Source organism: Rhizobium sp. WSM409 (assembly GCF_057653825.1).
Genome location: NZ_CM172794.1, coordinates 3,080,240 through 3,095,164, shown reverse-complemented (window position 1 = coordinate 3,095,164; position 14,925 = coordinate 3,080,240). Strand labels below are relative to the sequence as shown.

The following is a 14,925-nucleotide window of genomic DNA, read 5'->3' as shown; positions in this document are numbered from 1 at the left end:
GCTAAGGCGCGAAAATATCGGTGCTTTCCGGCATCACCGCGTCGCCGGCCCTGTTGAGGCTGAAGCGTTCGCCACTGAGCTCCCAGGCGCCGGGAGAGCCGTCGATGGAGAAGAGGTTGTAGGCGGCGGGCGGCTTGACGCTGCCCGGTCCCTGCGAGGCTGAGGCGATGCCGACGACCGGCACCGGCTGCACCTGGCCGCGCAGCCAATGCAGCGTGTTCAGGTGCGTATGGCCGTGCAGCACGAGTTCGGCGCCGCCTGTCGAAATCACAGCGGCGAAACGGCGGATGCCGATCATCCGTTTGTAGAAGGCCGTGGCGCCGCGGATCGGCGGATGATGGATCATGACAACGCGGAAGAGCCCGGCTTCCCCAGCCGCGCGCAACATGTTGACAGTATCGCGGGCCTGTCGCGCGCCGAAAAAGCCGGAGGCGGCGAAGGGAGGAGTGGCGACCGCCGTCGAACAACCGACAATCGCGACTTTGCCGCGAACACGCAGATAGGGGAAGATATGGCGGTCGTCCTGCCATTGCGGCGGGGCGAGATCGCCGCGGACATAATCGTACCACGCGCGCATCGACTTCTCATAGGCGCCTGGTACATAGGCGTCATGATTGCCGGGAACGACTGACGTGTTCGCAGGGTCGCCGAACGCGCGCAGCCATGCAGCGGCGGCGCGAATCTCAATGCCGCTCGCCAGATTAACGAGGTCGCCGGTGACGGCCAGGTGATCGGCCTGGTGGGCGCGGATGTCGTCGAGCAGCAGATCCAACGTGCTGCCGAAAAGGTGCTTGCGTCGATTTCGATGCCAGTTCACAAAGCCTGTTATGCGTTTTGAAAACAGCTCTTGAATGGAAAGACTGGGCAGCGGCCCGAGGTGGACGTCGGAGATATGCGCGAGCTTGAACATGTTACGAGACATAGACCAGCTTATTGACAAATCAAACACATCGGGCGCGATGAAGAGCTGAAACGGAGTGATAGTGGATAAAGAGAACCGGCCCCTTCACATGAGGCTGGCATTGCGCCTGCTGCATGTCTATTTCAGTTTCGTCCGCAGCATGACCGTGGGCGTGCGGGCTGCCTGTTTCGATGCAGACGGACGCATCTTTCTCGTGCGCCACAGCTATATCGGCGGCTGGCACATGCCGGGCGGCGGGCTGGAGCGCAACGAGACGGTCGAGGAAGCGCTTGCCAAGGAATTGCGCGAGGAGGGCAACCTCAGGATCATCGGCAAGCCGCAGCTGATCCAGGTCTATTTCAATACCACCACCACAAGGCGCGACCATGTCGTCTTCTACCGGGCAATCGTCGAGCAGACGGCGCCGCGGCCGCCGGACTGGGAGATATCCGACAGCGGCTTCTTTTCCCTCGACAGCCTGCCCGAGGGCACGACCAAGGCGACGCATCGCCGTCTCGCCGAGCTTCGCGGCGAGCAGGAGCCCGCCCACCGCTGGTAATTCTCAGGCGGCGGCAAGCGACTGCATAATTTCTTAAATCGGAATCGATTTAGGGATAAAATTATGCAGCAATTCAAAGTTCTACAGCGTCCCTTGCGCGTCTAAAAGGACGCGCGGCGCTGTAGCACGACCGTGCGGACGGTCGAGATCGAGCGCCGGGCCGACGGGAACGATGCCGGTCGGATTGATCGTCTTGTGGCTGCGGTAATAGTGTTCCTTGATGTGCTTCAGGTTCACCGTCTCCGAAACGCCCGCCGTCTGGTAGAGATCGCGGAGATAGTCGGGCAGGTTGGGGTAGTCGGCGATGCGGCGGATGTTGCACTTGAAATGGCCGACATAGACGGCGTCGAAGCGCACCAACGTGGTGAACAGGCGCCAGTCGGCCTCGGTCTGCCTGCTACCGAAGAGGTAGCGGCCCTTGCCGAGGTGTTCATTGAGCATGTCGAGCGTTTCGAACAGCTTGCCGACGTTTTCTTCATAGGCTTGCTGGGTGGTGGCAAAGCCGGCCTTGTAGACGCCGTTGTTGACGGTGTCGTAGACGGTGGCGTTCAGCGCATCGATGTCGGAGCGAAGGTCCTCGGGATAGTAATCGGCCTTCGAGCCGGTCAGCCCGTCGAAGGCACTGTTAAACATGCGGATGATCTCGGCGGATTCGTTGCTGACGATCGTGCCGGTCTTCTTGTCCCAGAGCACGGGAACGGTGACGCGGCCGGAATAGTGCGGATCGGCCTTGACGTAGATCTGCCAAAGCGCGGACGCGCCGAAGAGGTGATCGCCGGTGGCACCGTCGCCGACCTTGAACTCCCAGCCGTTCTCGAGCATCAGCGGATCGACGACCGAAACCGAGATCAGCTCTTCGAGCTTCTTCAGCTTGCGGAAGATCAGCGTGCGATGCGCCCAGGGGCAGGCGAGCGAGACATAAAGATGGTAACGCCCGGCTTCGGCCTTAAAGCCGCCGCTGCCGGAAGGACCGGCCTCACCCTCTAATGTCACCCAGTTGCGGAACTGCGAGGGCTGCCGCTTGAAATGACCCTTGCTCTCCTTCGTGTCGTACCAGGCGTCATGCCAGACGCCGTCCACTAGCATTCCCATGGTCTTCATTCCCTTGATTGCGTGTTGGAACGGAAGATATCGCAGATGGCAGGGCTTTGCAGGCGGTAAAGATTGAACAGTGCGTCACGTCGTGCATTTTGCGTTGGACGGCGGAAATTTTTCCTGCTATCGGCCTTTTCACGATTTTCGGACCCCTGCCTGATGTTCATTTCCAGAAACCCGCGACGACGCTGATGCTCCCGAACGCCCAAGGCGTGTTCGAGACCCATCAATCTGTCCATCCGGTTTCTGTCATCATGTACAAGCACGATCTCGTCTACCTCACTGAAGACGCGTCTCATGACGCCGCCATCGAACACATCAACGAAGAAGCCTTCGGTCCGGGCCGATTCACGCGCGCTGCCGCGCGCATCCGTGAGCAGGGACCCCATGACCTGTCGCTCTCCTTCATCTGCACCGATAACGGTGAGACGATCGCCTCCGTGCGCATGACGCCGGTACTGGCCGGTACAGTGAAGGGCCATCTGCTCGGCCCGCTCGCCGTCCGCCCCTCCCACAAGAACAAGGGCATTGGCCGGGAACTGGTGCGGATCGCGGTGGAGGCAGCAAGACGCAAGGGCTCGGAAGCCGTCATCCTCGTCGGCGACCCGCCCTATTACGGCCCGCTCGGCTTCGAGAAGGTCGCCTACAACGCGCTGTCTTTTCCAGGCCCGGTCGATCCCGGCCGTGTACTCGTCGTTCCGATCGCCGAGGGCGTGCACGCGCTGCTGAAGGGTACGATCGCCTGGCGCGAATGATTTAGAGCGCCGTGCGTCCTTTCGGACGCACAAAGGAGATGCGCTAGAGATTTTTCCGGAGGAAGCTGCGCGTGCGGCCTTCCGGGAAATCCTTAAGCTCTCCGAAAACCTCATAACCCTGACGCAGATAGGCGCGCAGAGCCTGCGGGTTGAAGGTGTCGATCCAAGCGCCGCGGCACCCCCGGGCTTTCGCCTCTTCTTCCGCCTTTGCGAGGATATTGCCTGATATACCGGTGCCGCGCAGTGTATCGGGAATATAGAGCATCTGGGTGAAGAGCCAGCCCCAGGCGGTAAAGCCGGAAAGACCGCCGGTCACCTTGCCGTCGGTATCGCGGATGAGGACTGCAAGCGGCTGGCGATCCGAAGGGCCGACATCGCTGTTGTTGAAGGCCGAGAGCGCATCGGTGATCACTGCCAGTTCCTCTAGCGAGGGCGAAGCGGTGAGCTCGAATTCCGGCATGAGATTACCGCCCTTCGCGCCACCACATGGCGCCGAAGGCGAGCAGCAGGATGCCGACGCCGGCGAACCCGGCAAAGAGCGGCAGCGTGTTGATGCCCTTCAAGACCGTCTCGCTGGTCATGCGGATCATCATGCGATCGTTGTCGGAGACGCGCACCTGGCCGCGCACCGGCAGGATCGGCGGGACCGAGATCGCGCCATTTGCATTGGAGACGCGGGTGACGAGACCCTTGCTTCTGTCGGCGACCGGCTGCAGCACATCGGTCGTCGAGATCATTGCCTTGAATTCCGGCGCGTCGACGGCGCCGATATGAACAAGCGTCGACAGCTTGCCGTTGCGGACTTCGAAGAGACCGATTTCGTCCATCCTCTTCTCGGCCTTGTAGAGCCCCGGTTCGGACTGGGTGAGCGGCAGGGTTTCGGTCTTGCCGGAGGGATAACGCACGGTGGCGTTGCCGGGATTGTCGCCGATCGTCTGGCGGGTAACTTCAAGGGTCCGGCCGGAGGCGCGCGCCGTCAGCGCTTCTTCCTCGAGCGCCGGCTCCTTCATCAGCCAATGGGCGATACGGCGATAGAGCGAAACGTTCGGACCGCCGCCTTCGAAGCCGCGCGCCCAGAGCCAGCCCTGATCGGAAAGCAGCATGGCGACGCGGCCCTGGCCGGCGCGGTTCAGCACCAACAGCGGGTGGTTGTCGGCGCCGAGCATGATCGTCTCGCCCTGCGGCCGCTCGACATCGACGCTGCGGAACCAGCGTCCCCAATGCGGCGGGTCCTCGCCCGAGCCATCCAGGCCGCGCGTGACGGGATGTTTGCGGCCTTCCTCGGAGAGGCGGGGATAGAAGGCCTTTTCGATCATCTCTCCGGTGGGCGTTGCCGGCAGGACCGTGGAAAGCGGCGTCAGCGCAATGGAATCGGGGCCGGCATGCTCGGGACCGGCGGCGATCAGCAGCGCGCCGCCGTTGTCGACATATTGCGCGATGTAATCGTAATAGAGCAACGGCAGCACGCCGCGGTGCTGGTAGCGATCGAAGATGATCAGGTCGAAATCCTTGATCTTGTCGACGAAGAGCTCACGCGTCGGAAAGGCGATCAGCGACAGCTCGTTGATCGGCGTGCCGTCCTGTTTTTCCGGCGGACGCAAGATGGTGAAGTGGACGAGATCGACCGAGGCATCGGATTTCAGCAGGTTGCGCCAGGCGCGCTCGCCGGCATGCGGCTCGCCGGAGACAAGCAGGACGCGGAGATTCTGGCGGATGCCGTCGATGACGTGGACGGCGCGGTTGTTGGCGGTGGTGACTTCGCCGGGAAGTGCCGCGACCGAGAATTCGAGCACATTGCTGCCGCCACCCGGCACCTTGAAGGAGAAGGGCGTATCCTGCCCGGGTGTCGCCTGCAGGGTGGCGATCTCGTCGCCATTCAGCTTCACCGTGACATCGGCCGTGCCGCCCGGGCCAGGGCCGTCGTCGAAGACGCGCAGGATCACCTGCTGCTCTTCGTTGACGATGCCGAAGCGCGGCCCCTTGATGACTTCGATGCGGCGATCGAATTCGTTGGCTTTGCCGGTGATGAGGCCATGGATCGGCGCGTCGAAACCAAGCGCCTGATTGGCGGCCGGAGCATCATGGACTTCACCGTCGGTCAGCATGATGGCGCCGCCGATACGGGCGGGCGGGACATCGGCAATGTTGGCCGACAGCGCGTCGAACAAACGCGTGGACGGCACGTCGGAATTGACGTCGCCTTCGACATCGACGAAACGGGGCTCTATCTGGGGGAAGCGGGCGAGTTGTCCCTTCAGGGCCGCAAGCGCATCGTCGGTCATCTTGACGCGATCGGGCGTCTGCTGGCTCTGGCTTCGATCGACAAGAACCGGGACGATCGTCGACAACTGATCCCGATCCTCCTGCAGCAGGACAGGATTGGCAAGGGCGGTCAACATGGCGAGTGCTGCCAGCGTTCTGATCCAGGCACCGCGAATGCCGCGCCAGATCGCGAAAGCGGCGATAACAGCGCTGACGACCGCGAGTGCAGCCAGAACCGACCAGGGCAGGAAGGGCGAAAAGTCGAAGGTCATCTCATTGTCCTAACCGTTCGAGGAGGTCGGGAACATGGACCTGGTCGGTCTTGTAGTTGCCGGTCAGCATGTACATCATGATGTTGACGCCGGAACGGTAGGCATATTCGCGCTGCGTTTCATCCGACGGCACGGTCGGCAGTATCGGTACGCCGTTGTCGTCGATCGCCCAGGCGCCGGCGAAATCATTGCCGGTGATCAGGATCGGCGAAACGCCGTCGGCCGTCGCCGCCGATTTTTCGCTCGGTCCCTGACCGCCCTGCCGGGACTCGATCCAGAGGGGGCTGCCCGTATAACGACCGGGAAAGCTCGACAGAAGATAGAAGGATTTCGTCAGCACGTGATCTGATGGTACCGGCTCGAGCGGCGGGATGTCGAGATTGGTGAGGATTGCCTGCAATCTCTCACCGTTGGCGCTGACATTGCCGCCATTGTCCAATGCGCTGATCTGATCACGCGTATCGAAAAGCACGGTGCCGCCATTGCGCATATAGGCATCGATACGGCTGATTGCCGCCGTCGACGGCATCGGCGCCGTCGCCGAAACCGGCCAGTAGATGATCGGATAGAAGGAGAGTTCGTCTTTGGTGAGGTCGATGCCGACGGGCGACGCCGGCTCCAGCGTCGTGCGAAAAGTCAGGAACTGGGTTAGTCCCTCAAGACCGCGCTCGGATATATTATCCACATCCTGTTCGCCGGTGACGACATAGGCGAGATGGGTGTTGTCAAGCCTCTGCAGGATAAGGTCGTCGCCGGGCTGGGAGTCGTCGGCGTGAAGCGTGCCGGGTTGCACGAGAAAGCCGGCGCCGACGGCGACCGCGATCATCGCGGCGGTTCGGACAGCCGGGCGCAATCGCGAGAATGCGCCATTCATGAAGAGGACGATCAGGCTATCGGCCAGGAGCAGCAGAAAGGCTGCGAGAAAGAGCGCGGGTTTTGCCGACCAGCTTTCGCCGCCGATCAGGCCTTCGCGCACGGCATTGGTCCCTGTTGTGTCGAGCGGCGTCAGTTCGGCGTTCTCGGGCAGCACGTTCAACGAGGCGAAACCATCCTCCGAACCGTAGAGCCCGGGAGGGTTGTCGAAATTTGTCGTCGGTTCGACCCCGGCCTGTGGAATGAGCGGCCGCGCCGATCCCGTCTCGGAGACGAGCGTGCCCTTGGCCGTCAGCATGCGGAATGGCGGCAGGGTTTCGGAGACACGCGCATTGCCGCGCGCTTCCGAAGTCACACCGCCCGAGCGCGATATCTGCAGGAGGTGACGCAACATGTCGACGAAGGTGCCTGAGATCGGCAGATCGGACCAGGTTGCTTCCGCGGTGACGTGAAACAGGACGATCTGGCCGGATGCGATCTGCTTCATCGTGACGAGCGGTGTGCCGTCAGCCAGGCTCGCCCAGGTGCGTTCGGCAAGATCGGGCGTCGGTTCGGCGAGCACCTGCCGCTTGACGACGACATCGGCGGGACGCGCTATGCCGGCGAAAGGCCCGAAACTCGGAAATTCGGCAAGCGACTGCGGCTCGCTCCAGGACAAGGTGCCGCCGAGCGCCCGTTCTCCCTGACGCAAGATGACAGGGATCAGCGGATCGTCCGCAGGGGCTGCCGCCATGCGCGGGCCGGCAAACCGCAGGAGCATGCCGCCATTCGATATCCAGCGCGTCAGAGGCTCGTAGGTCTCCTCCGGCAGCCGGCCGATATCGGCCATGATGATGATGGAGGGATTGTTGGCGAGAAGTTTTGGTATCGCGACCGAAAGATCGGAATCGCCAGGTTGGATCAGATCCGCATAGGGTTGCAGCGCCCGCTGGATATAATAGAGCGGCGAGAGCAGCGGCTGGAACTCATCCCCTCCTTCACCTGACAGCAAGACGACGCGGCGGCGCTTGAATGCGTCGTCGAGAAGGTGGACGGCGCCTGCCGTCGCGCCGTTGTCGACGCTGATGCGCGCGAAATCGTTGCGCATCTCGAAGGGAGCGGTGATCGCACTCGTCGCGACGCTCTGGCCGGGGCGGAAATCCACCCTGCCATTGGCGATCGAGCGGCCCTGGGTATCGACGGCGTTCAGCGCCACCGATGCGGCCTGCGAGGTGTTGAGCCGCGTGACCTTGACGGTCATGGCATCCGCCGCATTGTTGGCGGCAGTGATCGCGACCGTCCGCGCGGCCTCGCCCTCGATCAGGCGCAGATCAGCGGGCTGGAGTTCGGCCAGCCTGCGCACCGTGGCGTCGTCGGCCTTGGCGGCGGCGCCGTCAGTCAGGAAGGCGAGGGTGCCGGGCTTGATGCCGTTCAGCGCGGCGCGCAGCGCCTGGAAGGCGCGTTCGCGGTCCGGTACCAGTGGTCGCGGCTCGGCGGCGCGCAGCTTGTCGCGGGCGGCAGCGGCGGTGCCGGGCACGGCGTCGTTGCTCGGATCGGCGGTGAAGGCGATCGACACAGGCGTGCCGGCGGATTCGGCGTCGTCTATCAACGCGTCGGCGGTCTGGATGCGGCGCTCCCAGTCGGGTGCCGCCGCCCAGCTGTTGTCGACGAAGAGGACGAGCGGGCCACCTGATGCCAGCGAACTGGTGCGTGGATTGAAAACCGGGTCGGCGATTGCAAGGATGATGGTGGCGGCGAGCAGCATGCGCAGCAGCGTCAGCCACCAGGGGCTCTGCGCCGGCGTCTCCTCGCGCTTCAGCACCGAGGCGAGGATCTTCAGCGGCGGGAAGACTTCGGTCTTCGGACGTGGCGGCGTCAGCCGTAGCAGCCACCAGATGACCGGCAAGGCGACGAGCGCGCCGAGAATGGCGGGATAGGCGAAAGCGAAGGGAAGGGCGTTCATAGCTGCCCTCCATGCGTTGCCTTGGCCGGCATGCCGGACAGATACATGTGCACCGCGACCAACGCTTCCGAAGCAAGATGATCGGTGCGATGAGACGCGAAGGTCCAGCCGAGATGGCGCAGCGACTGGCCGAGGCTGTCCCTGCGGGCGAGGTAGGCGTTGCGATAGGCCTCGCGGATATGTTCGGCGCGGCCGGAGATAAGCTTGGCGCCGCTCTCCGGATCGGTGAATTCGGTGCGGCCGCTATAGGGGAATATCTCTTCGGCGGGATCTGATATCTCGACCACGTGGCCGCGCAGGCCGCGGCGGGCAAGCGGGCCGAGGCGCTCCATGATTGCCGGCGCATCGTCGAGGAAATCGCCGATGAGGACGAGGTCGCTCCAGCCGCGGATCATCGCCGTTTCCGGCAGGCCGCCGGTCAGCGGCGTGTGCATGAGCGCGGCTGCGAGGCGTTCGGCGGCGTTGCGGGCGGAGGCGGGTTCCATGATGCCGGGGCAGCCGATGCGCTCGCCGGAGCGGGCGAGGATTTCGGCAAGCGCCAGCATGATGACCAGAGCGCGGCTTTCCTTGGACACGTTGCCGTAGCTCGACTTGTACATCATCGAGGGCGACATGTCGCACCAGAGCCAGATCGTGTGCGCCGCCTCCCATTCGCGCTCGCGCACATAGGTGTGGTCGTCGCGGGCGGAGCGGCGCCAATCGATGCGCGACAGGCTCTCGCCCTCGGCATAGGGACGGAACTGCCAGAAATTCTCGCCGATGCCGCGCTTGCGGCGACCATGCCAGCCGGCGATCACGGTGTTGGCGATGCGCTTGGCTTCCACCAGGCAGTCCGGCACCAGGGCGGCCCGCTGCCTGGCGCGGGAAAGGGCATCGCTGCCTGACGTCGGGTTGACGATCTGTCCGATAGATGCCACGCGTCCGGCTTCCTTATCCCTTTGCCTGCTTGACCAGTCCGGCGACGACATCACGCACCGACATGCCTTCGGCGCGGGCGGCGAAGGTCAGCGCCATGCGGTGCTGGAGAATGGGTTCGGCGAGCGCGAAGATATCGTCCAGAGACGGTGCCAGACGGCCTTCGTAGAGCGCGCGGGCGCGCGCGCAGAGCATCATTGCCTGGCCGGCGCGAGGGCCAGGACCCCAGGCGACGTTCTTGTCGGTCGAGGTATTGTCCTGTCCGGGGCGGGCGGAACGCACCAGCGCCAGGATGGCATCGACAACCGTGTCGCTCACCGGCATCTGGCGCACCAGAGTCTGGATCTCGATCAGCCGCTGCGCATCGATGACGGCTTCCGGTCGGGTTTCGCCCAAGCCCGTCGTCTCGAGCAGGATCTGACGCTCGGCGGCGAGTTCGGGGTAGTTGACGTCGACTTGCAGCAGGAAGCGGTCGAGCTGGGCTTCGGGCAGGGGGTAGGTGCCTTCCTGCTCGAGCGGGTTCTGGGTGGCGAGCACATGGAAGGGCGCCGGCAGGTCATAACGCTGGCCGGCGATCGTGATGTGATATTCCTGCATGGATTGCAGAAGGGCCGACTGGGTACGCGGCGAAGCGCGGTTGATCTCGTCGGCCATCAGGAGCTGGGCAAAGACCGGGCCCTTGACGAAACGGAAGGAGCGGCGTCCACTGTCGTCCTGGTCCATCACCTCGGAGCCGAGAATATCCGAGGGCATCAGATCCGGCGTGAACTGGATGCGGTTGGCGGCAAGGCCGAGCACCTCGCCGAGCGTGGTCACCAGTCTGGTCTTGGCAAGACCGGGAACGCCGACGAGCAGAGCATGACCGCCTGACAGCACGGCGAGAATGGTGTTCTCGACGACGCTTTCCTGACCGAAGATCACCTTCGAGACTTCCCCGCGGATGGCGGCGATATCGGAGAGCGCCTTTTCGGCGGCGGCGACGATCGCCTTTTCATCGAGGCTGGCTTCGGTCTTCATCATACCCATGCGTATCTCCAACGGCTGAAATCATTCGGCAGCGAATCGGCGGACTTATACATGTGCCTCATACCCGATAGAGTTATGGAGATGTGACGGGCTGACAAGTTCGTTGCGAATGACTATCTCGTGACTTTACTTCGTTAAGGACAAACCGGGACGGAAGAATGGCAGCCGAGGAAATCAGCGGACAGGCGGATGCGGCGGGACTTGCCGCACTGATTTCGCGCGCGTCTCAGGAAAATGCCGGACAAAAACGAGGATTGCCGCCGGTCGAGCGGTGGAATCCGCCTTTCTGCGGCGATATCGACATGGAAATCCGGGCGGACGGCACCTGGTTCTACATGGGTACGCCGATCGGTCGACCGGCGCTGGTGCGGCTGTTTTCGACGGTTTTAAGAAAAGACGACGACCAGAAGACCTATCTCGTAACTCCTGTGGAAAAGGTCGGTATAAGGGTCGTCGACGCGCCTTTCATCGCCGTGGAGATGAGCGTGACGGAGGGGCAAGGCCGACAGGTGCTGACTTTCCGCACCAATGTCGGCGATGTCGTGGAGGCGGGAGGAGAGCATCGGCTGCGCTTTGCGATTGCGGGCGAGAATGCCGAATTGAAACCCTATCTGCATGTGCGCGGGCGGCTGGAGGCGCTGGTGTCGCGTGCGGTGATGTATGAACTGGTGGCGCTCGGCGAGACGATCGAGGTCGAGGGACAGGCGATGTTCGCCGTCCGCTCGGCCGGAGAGGTTTTTGCGATGATGCCGGCCGATGAACTGGATGCGCTTTCCCGATGAATGATGCGATTACCCAACGTTATCCGCTGTTTTCCGCAGCCGAATTCCGCCGCCGCGCGCTCAACCAGAATGGTGGGCCGGTCGATCATGCCTGGCGCGATCACGGGGACCACATCCTCAATCCCGATATCGTCGCCGAGGTCGAGACCTTCAAGCTGCGCGACGCCGCCGTGCTCGTACCCGTCATCGACGATGGCGAGGAAGCGCATGTGATCTTCACCAAGCGCACGGCGACGCTGCGCAAACATTCCGGGCAGATCGCCTTTCCCGGCGGCTCGATCGATCCCGCCGATATCTCGCCCGAAATGGCGGCGATCCGCGAGACGGAGGAGGAGATTGGCCTGGCCGGTTCCTTCGTCGAAACCGTGGGGCGGCTGCCGAATTACCTTGCCTCAACGGGCTTCCGCATTACGCCGGTGCTCGGCGTCGTCTCGCCGGGCTTTGCGCTGACGCTGAACCCGACCGAGGTGGACGACGTGTTCGAGGTGCCGCTTTCCTTCCTGATGGATCCTGCCAATCACACCCGCGACAGACGTGTCATCGACGGCATCGACCGGCATTTCTACCGCGTGCCCTATGAAACCAGAATGATCTGGGGCATTACCGCTGGCATCGTCCGCACGCTTTATGAAAGGCTTTATGCATGACCGGCATCGCCGACCAAGCATGGTTCCGCGACCCGGCCCTCGGCCGGATCTTAGCGCTTCTCAACGCCGATGGCGGCGAAGGGCGGGTGGTTGGCGGAGCGGTGCGCAACAGCCTGATGGGCCTGCCGGTCAATGATGTCGACATAGCCACGACACTCAGACCGGAGCCGGTGATGGAGCGGGCGGCGGCGGCCGGCATCAAGGCAGTCCCAACCGGCCTCGAGCACGGCACGGTGACGCTCGTCATCGACGGCAAGCCCTTCGAGGTGACGACCCTTCGCACCGACGTCGAGACCGACGGACGCCATGCCAAGGTTGCCTTCAGCACCGACTGGAAGGGAGACGCCGAACGGCGGGATCTGACGATCAACGCGCTTTATGCCGATGCAAAGGGCGAGGTGGTGGATCTCGTTGGCGGACTTGCCGACATTGAGACGCACAACATCCGCTTCATCGGCGATGCCGCAAGGCGTATTGCCGAGGATCATTTGCGTATCCTGCGCTTCTTCCGTTTCTTTGCCTATTACGGTTCCGGGCGGCCGGATGCCGAGGGGCTGAAGGCGTGTTCCCTCGCGCGTTCGAAACTGACGACGCTTTCGGCAGAACGCGTCTGGTCTGAGTTGCGAAAGCTGCTTGGCGCCGACGATCCTGGTCGCGCGCTGCTCTGGATGCGGCAGGTGGCGGTGTTGACGGAAATCCTGCCGGAATCGGAACGATGGGGGATCGATGCGATCCCTTCGCTGATCGCCACCGAAAAGGCGCTCGGCTGGACACCCGATCCTTTGCTGCGCCTTGCGGCGATCGTGCCGCCCGATGCCGCGCGCATGGAGGCGCTCGCAGCCCGGCTCAAGCTCTCGAATGCGGAAGCGGCCACTCTCAAGGCCTGGGCCATGGCAGCGCCAGTCAATGACGACATGTCATCGGCGGCTTTCGAACGGTTGCTTTATCGCAACAGCACCGACGGCATCACGACACGGCTGAAGCTGGCACTTGCGGTTGCGCGCGGCAAGGCTGAAAGCGATTTCGACGAAATGGCGCGGTCTGCGCGGCTCAACAAGCTGCTGGATAAGGCAACGCACTGGAAGAAACCACAGTTTCCGCTGAACGGCGGCGACGTGATTTCGGCAGGAATCGCGTCTGGCCCGCGCGTCGGCGAGCTGCTTGCCGGTCTGGAAAACCAGTGGGTGGAGGAAAACTTCGTTACCGACCGGGCGGCGCTGCTCGCCCGGCTCCAGGAACGCGTGCAATAATCAGGCTGCGTTCACCTCGTCGCGGATTCGAGCCTTGATATTATCCACCATGTTCTCGCGGATCGTGGTTTCACCGTGAGCGTCTTTCATGTGTTCAACGGCACGGCGGACCACCTCGGCGTCGCTATCTGCCCGTGTATGCCAGGCGCAGCCCGGAACGAGAGTGCCGCATTCGAAAAGTCGCATGGTCTTCTCCTCTGTTCGAAACACAACGAAGATCGCGATCTTACGCGATTCATGAATGTGCGGGGGGAGGGAAGGTTCCGGCCGGCATCGACATGCCGGCCAGTAAAGGCCGTGTCAGTCGGGCATCGCCCAGGCTTTGTAGGTATCCAAAAGGTGGCCGGGCATGTTGCTGTTGGCGGCCGCTGCTTCGTTCTGCAGCTGTTCCGGCGACTTTCCGCCGGCCAGTTGCAGCTTGACCTGCTCGATGAAGCAGGACAGCGGCAGATCCGAGCCGCTCTTGGTCCGCAGTTTCTCGGCAATGCGCGTCAGAAACTCGGATGTGTCGATCGTGCGGGATGTTTCCTGGACATCCGCGGACGCTGGCGAGCTACTTTGTATCGTCATGACAATCCTCCTCCGATTGTTACGCACATACATATAAAGTTAGGACGCACTGAGTTTTCGTGAAGGTCTATCACCTCGAATTTATCGATGAGATATCACAGTTTCATGGCCAGCGGACGACGGGGGGCAACGAAGAGAGAATGGATTCAACGTTGCCGCCGGTCTTCAGGCCGAAGATCGTGCCGCGATCATACAGCAGATTAAATTCGACGTAGCGGCCCCGGCGGATCAATTGTTCGTCGCGATCGGCCTCTGTCCACAATTTATTGAAGTTGGAGCGGACGATTTTTGGATAGACCATGGCGAAAGCCCGGCCGACATCACGCGTGAAGGCGAAATCGGCGTCCCAGCCGCCGGCTTCCTCGCTTGAATGCAGCCAGTCGTAGAAGATGCCGCCGATGCCGCGGGCCTCGTTGCGGTGTTTCAGGAAGAAATATTCGTCGCACCAGGCTTTGTACGCATCATAATCGGCGACGGCATGATTGCGGCACGCGATCTCCATGGCTTTGTGGAAGAGCTGGCTGTCCTCGTCCTCCTGCGTGCGGCGGCGCGACAGCACCGGCGTCAGGTCGGCCCCGCCGCCGAACCAGCGGCTGGTGGTGACGACCATGCGGGTGTTCATGTGCACCGCCGGAACGTGTGGGTTCACGGGATGGGCGATCAGCGAGATGCCGGAGGCCCAGAAACGCGGATCGTCCTTGGCGCCGGGTATCTGGGCGCGGAAATCCGGGGCGAATTCGCCGTAGACAGTGGAGGTATGGACGCCGACCTTTTCGAAGACGCGGCCTTCCATCATCGACATCCGGCCACCGCCGCCAGCACCATTTTCGCGTGACCAGTCCTTGGCGACGAAGCGGCCGGGCTCCTGGTCGGATAGCGGCCCTTCCAACTCGTCCTCGAGGGCCTCGAAGGAGGCGCAGATCGTATCGCGCAATCCCTCGAACCAATTGCGGGCTGCGGCCTTCTTCTCTTCGATATCGTCAGGCAAGCCGATCGGCAGTTCCGGTCTTTCCATTTACGCCTCCGACGGTCGGCATCTCCATCGGAGGCGACTCGCTCATTCTTCATTCACGCCA

Annotated in this window: 16 protein-coding genes; 5 read left to right on the top strand and 11 right to left on the bottom strand. The window is 62.7% G+C overall.

Going from position 1 to position 14,925, the window contains the following annotated elements:
- Position 1: 1 nt before the first annotated feature.
- Positions 2-910, bottom strand: coding sequence for a metallophosphoesterase family protein (locus AC25BC_RS15500; RefSeq protein ID WP_012758479.1), 909 nt, complete (start codon positions 908-910; stop codon positions 2-4).
- 100 nt (positions 911-1,010) lie between these two features.
- Here AC25BC_RS15500 and AC25BC_RS15495 point away from each other — a divergent pair, with 100 nt between their 5' ends.
- Positions 1,011-1,460, top strand: a complete 450-nt coding sequence (locus AC25BC_RS15495) for an NUDIX domain-containing protein (RefSeq protein ID WP_050563527.1) — start codon at positions 1,011-1,013, stop codon at positions 1,458-1,460.
- Positions 1,461-1,541: 81 nt separating this feature from the next.
- Here the strand turns inward: AC25BC_RS15495 and AC25BC_RS15490 are convergent, their stop codons facing one another.
- Positions 1,542-2,552: a glutathione S-transferase family protein gene (locus AC25BC_RS15490; RefSeq protein ID WP_012758477.1), complete on the bottom strand. Its 1,011-nt coding sequence runs from the start codon at positions 2,550-2,552 to the stop codon at positions 1,542-1,544.
- A 5-nt stretch (positions 2,553-2,557) separates the two neighbouring features.
- Positions 2,558-2,782, bottom strand: coding sequence for a hypothetical protein (locus tag AC25BC_RS15485; protein WP_164902749.1), 225 nt, complete (start codon positions 2,780-2,782; stop codon positions 2,558-2,560).
- On the opposite strand from AC25BC_RS15485, the gene AC25BC_RS15480 reads away from it, so the two are divergent.
- Positions 2,747-3,310: a GNAT family N-acetyltransferase gene (locus tag AC25BC_RS15480; protein ID WP_080518576.1), complete on the top strand. Its 564-nt coding sequence runs from the start codon at positions 2,747-2,749 to the stop codon at positions 3,308-3,310. The two genes, AC25BC_RS15485 and AC25BC_RS15480, sit on opposite strands and share 36 nt — an antisense overlap.
- A 43-nt stretch (positions 3,311-3,353) precedes the next feature.
- Here the strand turns inward: AC25BC_RS15480 and AC25BC_RS15475 are convergent, their stop codons facing one another.
- Genes AC25BC_RS15475 through AC25BC_RS15455 form a run of 5 tightly spaced genes read right to left on the bottom strand, consistent with a single transcriptional unit; the run spans position 3,354 to position 10,600 of the window.
- Entirely contained in the window at positions 3,354-3,770 is a 417-nt protein-coding gene (locus tag AC25BC_RS15475; protein WP_012758475.1) for a GNAT family N-acetyltransferase, read from the bottom strand.
- Between the two features lie 4 nt (positions 3,771-3,774).
- Positions 3,775-5,844 carry a membrane protein gene (locus AC25BC_RS15470; protein WP_012758474.1) on the bottom strand — a complete coding sequence of 690 codons (2,070 nt, stop codon included), beginning with the start codon at positions 5,842-5,844 and terminating at the stop codon, positions 3,775-3,777.
- 1 nt (position 5,845) lies between these two features.
- Complete coding sequence (locus tag AC25BC_RS15465) at positions 5,846-8,659, bottom strand: DUF4159 domain-containing protein (protein WP_012758473.1); 2,814 nt, start codon at positions 8,657-8,659, stop codon at positions 5,846-5,848.
- The gene (locus AC25BC_RS15460) at positions 8,656-9,576 is read right to left on the bottom strand and encodes a DUF58 domain-containing protein (protein ID WP_012758472.1); all 921 of its coding nucleotides are present in this window, start codon (positions 9,574-9,576) and stop codon (positions 8,656-8,658) included. The genes AC25BC_RS15465 and AC25BC_RS15460 overlap by 4 nt, the downstream gene beginning before the upstream one ends.
- 13 nt (positions 9,577-9,589) lie before the next feature.
- Positions 9,590-10,600 carry an AAA family ATPase gene (locus AC25BC_RS15455; protein ID WP_128438225.1) on the bottom strand — a complete coding sequence of 337 codons (1,011 nt, stop codon included), beginning with the start codon at positions 10,598-10,600 and terminating at the stop codon, positions 9,590-9,592.
- A 158-nt stretch (positions 10,601-10,758) separates the two neighbouring features.
- Between AC25BC_RS15455 and AC25BC_RS15450 the strand changes: the two genes are divergently transcribed.
- From AC25BC_RS15450 to AC25BC_RS15440, 3 genes are read left to right on the top strand one after another with little or no spacing between them, the layout of a single operon-like run.
- A complete protein-coding gene (locus tag AC25BC_RS15450; protein ID WP_012758470.1) occupies positions 10,759-11,382 on the top strand; it encodes a DUF1285 domain-containing protein in 624 nt (207 codons plus the stop codon).
- A complete protein-coding gene (locus AC25BC_RS15445; protein ID WP_012758469.1) occupies positions 11,379-12,029 on the top strand; it encodes a CoA pyrophosphatase in 651 nt (216 codons plus the stop codon). The genes AC25BC_RS15450 and AC25BC_RS15445 overlap by 4 nt, the downstream gene beginning before the upstream one ends.
- Complete coding sequence (locus tag AC25BC_RS15440) at positions 12,026-13,279, top strand: CCA tRNA nucleotidyltransferase (protein WP_012758468.1); 1,254 nt, start codon at positions 12,026-12,028, stop codon at positions 13,277-13,279. The genes AC25BC_RS15445 and AC25BC_RS15440 overlap by 4 nt, the downstream gene beginning before the upstream one ends.
- Here the strand turns inward: AC25BC_RS15440 and AC25BC_RS15435 are convergent, their stop codons facing one another.
- The 3 genes from AC25BC_RS15435 to hemF all read right to left on the bottom strand — a co-directional run bounded on the left by AC25BC_RS15435 (position 13,280) and on the right by hemF (position 14,864).
- Complete coding sequence (locus tag AC25BC_RS15435; protein WP_012758467.1) at positions 13,280-13,465, bottom strand: DUF1059 domain-containing protein; 186 nt, start codon at positions 13,463-13,465, stop codon at positions 13,280-13,282. It abuts the gene before it with no gap.
- A gap of 114 nt (positions 13,466-13,579) precedes the next feature.
- Complete coding sequence (locus AC25BC_RS15430) at positions 13,580-13,849, bottom strand: hypothetical protein (RefSeq protein ID WP_012758466.1); 270 nt, start codon at positions 13,847-13,849, stop codon at positions 13,580-13,582.
- Positions 13,850-13,952: 103 nt separating this feature from the next.
- The gene (hemF, locus tag AC25BC_RS15425) at positions 13,953-14,864 is read right to left on the bottom strand and encodes an oxygen-dependent coproporphyrinogen oxidase (RefSeq protein WP_012758465.1); all 912 of its coding nucleotides are present in this window, start codon (positions 14,862-14,864) and stop codon (positions 13,953-13,955) included.
- Between the last annotated feature and the right edge of the window lie 61 nt (positions 14,865-14,925).

What these genes read in the sequence shown, in the direction of transcription:
- AC25BC_RS15430 (WP_012758466.1), bottom strand. Translation starts at nt 13,849, where the DNA reads ATGACGATACAAAGTAGCTCGCCAGCGTCCGCGGATGTCCAGGAAACA.
- hemF (WP_012758465.1), bottom strand. Translation starts at nt 14,864, where the DNA reads ATGGAAAGACCGGAACTGCCGATCGGCTTGCCTGACGATATCGAAGAG.
- AC25BC_RS15485 (WP_164902749.1), bottom strand. Translation starts at nt 2,782, where the DNA reads ATGGGTCTCGAACACGCCTTGGGCGTTCGGGAGCATCAGCGTCGTCGC.
- AC25BC_RS15475 (WP_012758475.1), bottom strand. Translation starts at nt 3,770, where the DNA reads ATGCCGGAATTCGAGCTCACCGCTTCGCCCTCGCTAGAGGAACTGGCA.
- AC25BC_RS15465 (WP_012758473.1), bottom strand. Translation starts at nt 8,659, where the DNA reads ATGAACGCCCTTCCCTTCGCTTTCGCCTATCCCGCCATTCTCGGCGCG.
- AC25BC_RS15445 (WP_012758469.1), top strand. Translation starts at nt 11,379, where the DNA reads ATGAATGATGCGATTACCCAACGTTATCCGCTGTTTTCCGCAGCCGAA.
- AC25BC_RS15490 (WP_012758477.1), bottom strand. Translation starts at nt 2,552, where the DNA reads ATGGGAATGCTAGTGGACGGCGTCTGGCATGACGCCTGGTACGACACG.
- AC25BC_RS15470 (WP_012758474.1), bottom strand. Translation starts at nt 5,844, where the DNA reads ATGACCTTCGACTTTTCGCCCTTCCTGCCCTGGTCGGTTCTGGCTGCA.
- AC25BC_RS15495 (WP_050563527.1), top strand. Translation starts at nt 1,011, where the DNA reads ATGAGGCTGGCATTGCGCCTGCTGCATGTCTATTTCAGTTTCGTCCGC.
- AC25BC_RS15455 (WP_128438225.1), bottom strand. Translation starts at nt 10,600, where the DNA reads ATGGGTATGATGAAGACCGAAGCCAGCCTCGATGAAAAGGCGATCGTC.
- AC25BC_RS15435 (WP_012758467.1), bottom strand. Translation starts at nt 13,465, where the DNA reads ATGCGACTTTTCGAATGCGGCACTCTCGTTCCGGGCTGCGCCTGGCAT.
- AC25BC_RS15500 (WP_012758479.1), bottom strand. Translation starts at nt 910, where the DNA reads ATGTTCAAGCTCGCGCATATCTCCGACGTCCACCTCGGGCCGCTGCCC.
- AC25BC_RS15440 (WP_012758468.1), top strand. Translation starts at nt 12,026, where the DNA reads ATGACCGGCATCGCCGACCAAGCATGGTTCCGCGACCCGGCCCTCGGC.
- AC25BC_RS15450 (WP_012758470.1), top strand. Translation starts at nt 10,759, where the DNA reads ATGGCAGCCGAGGAAATCAGCGGACAGGCGGATGCGGCGGGACTTGCC.
- AC25BC_RS15480 (WP_080518576.1), top strand. Translation starts at nt 2,747, where the DNA reads ATGCTCCCGAACGCCCAAGGCGTGTTCGAGACCCATCAATCTGTCCAT.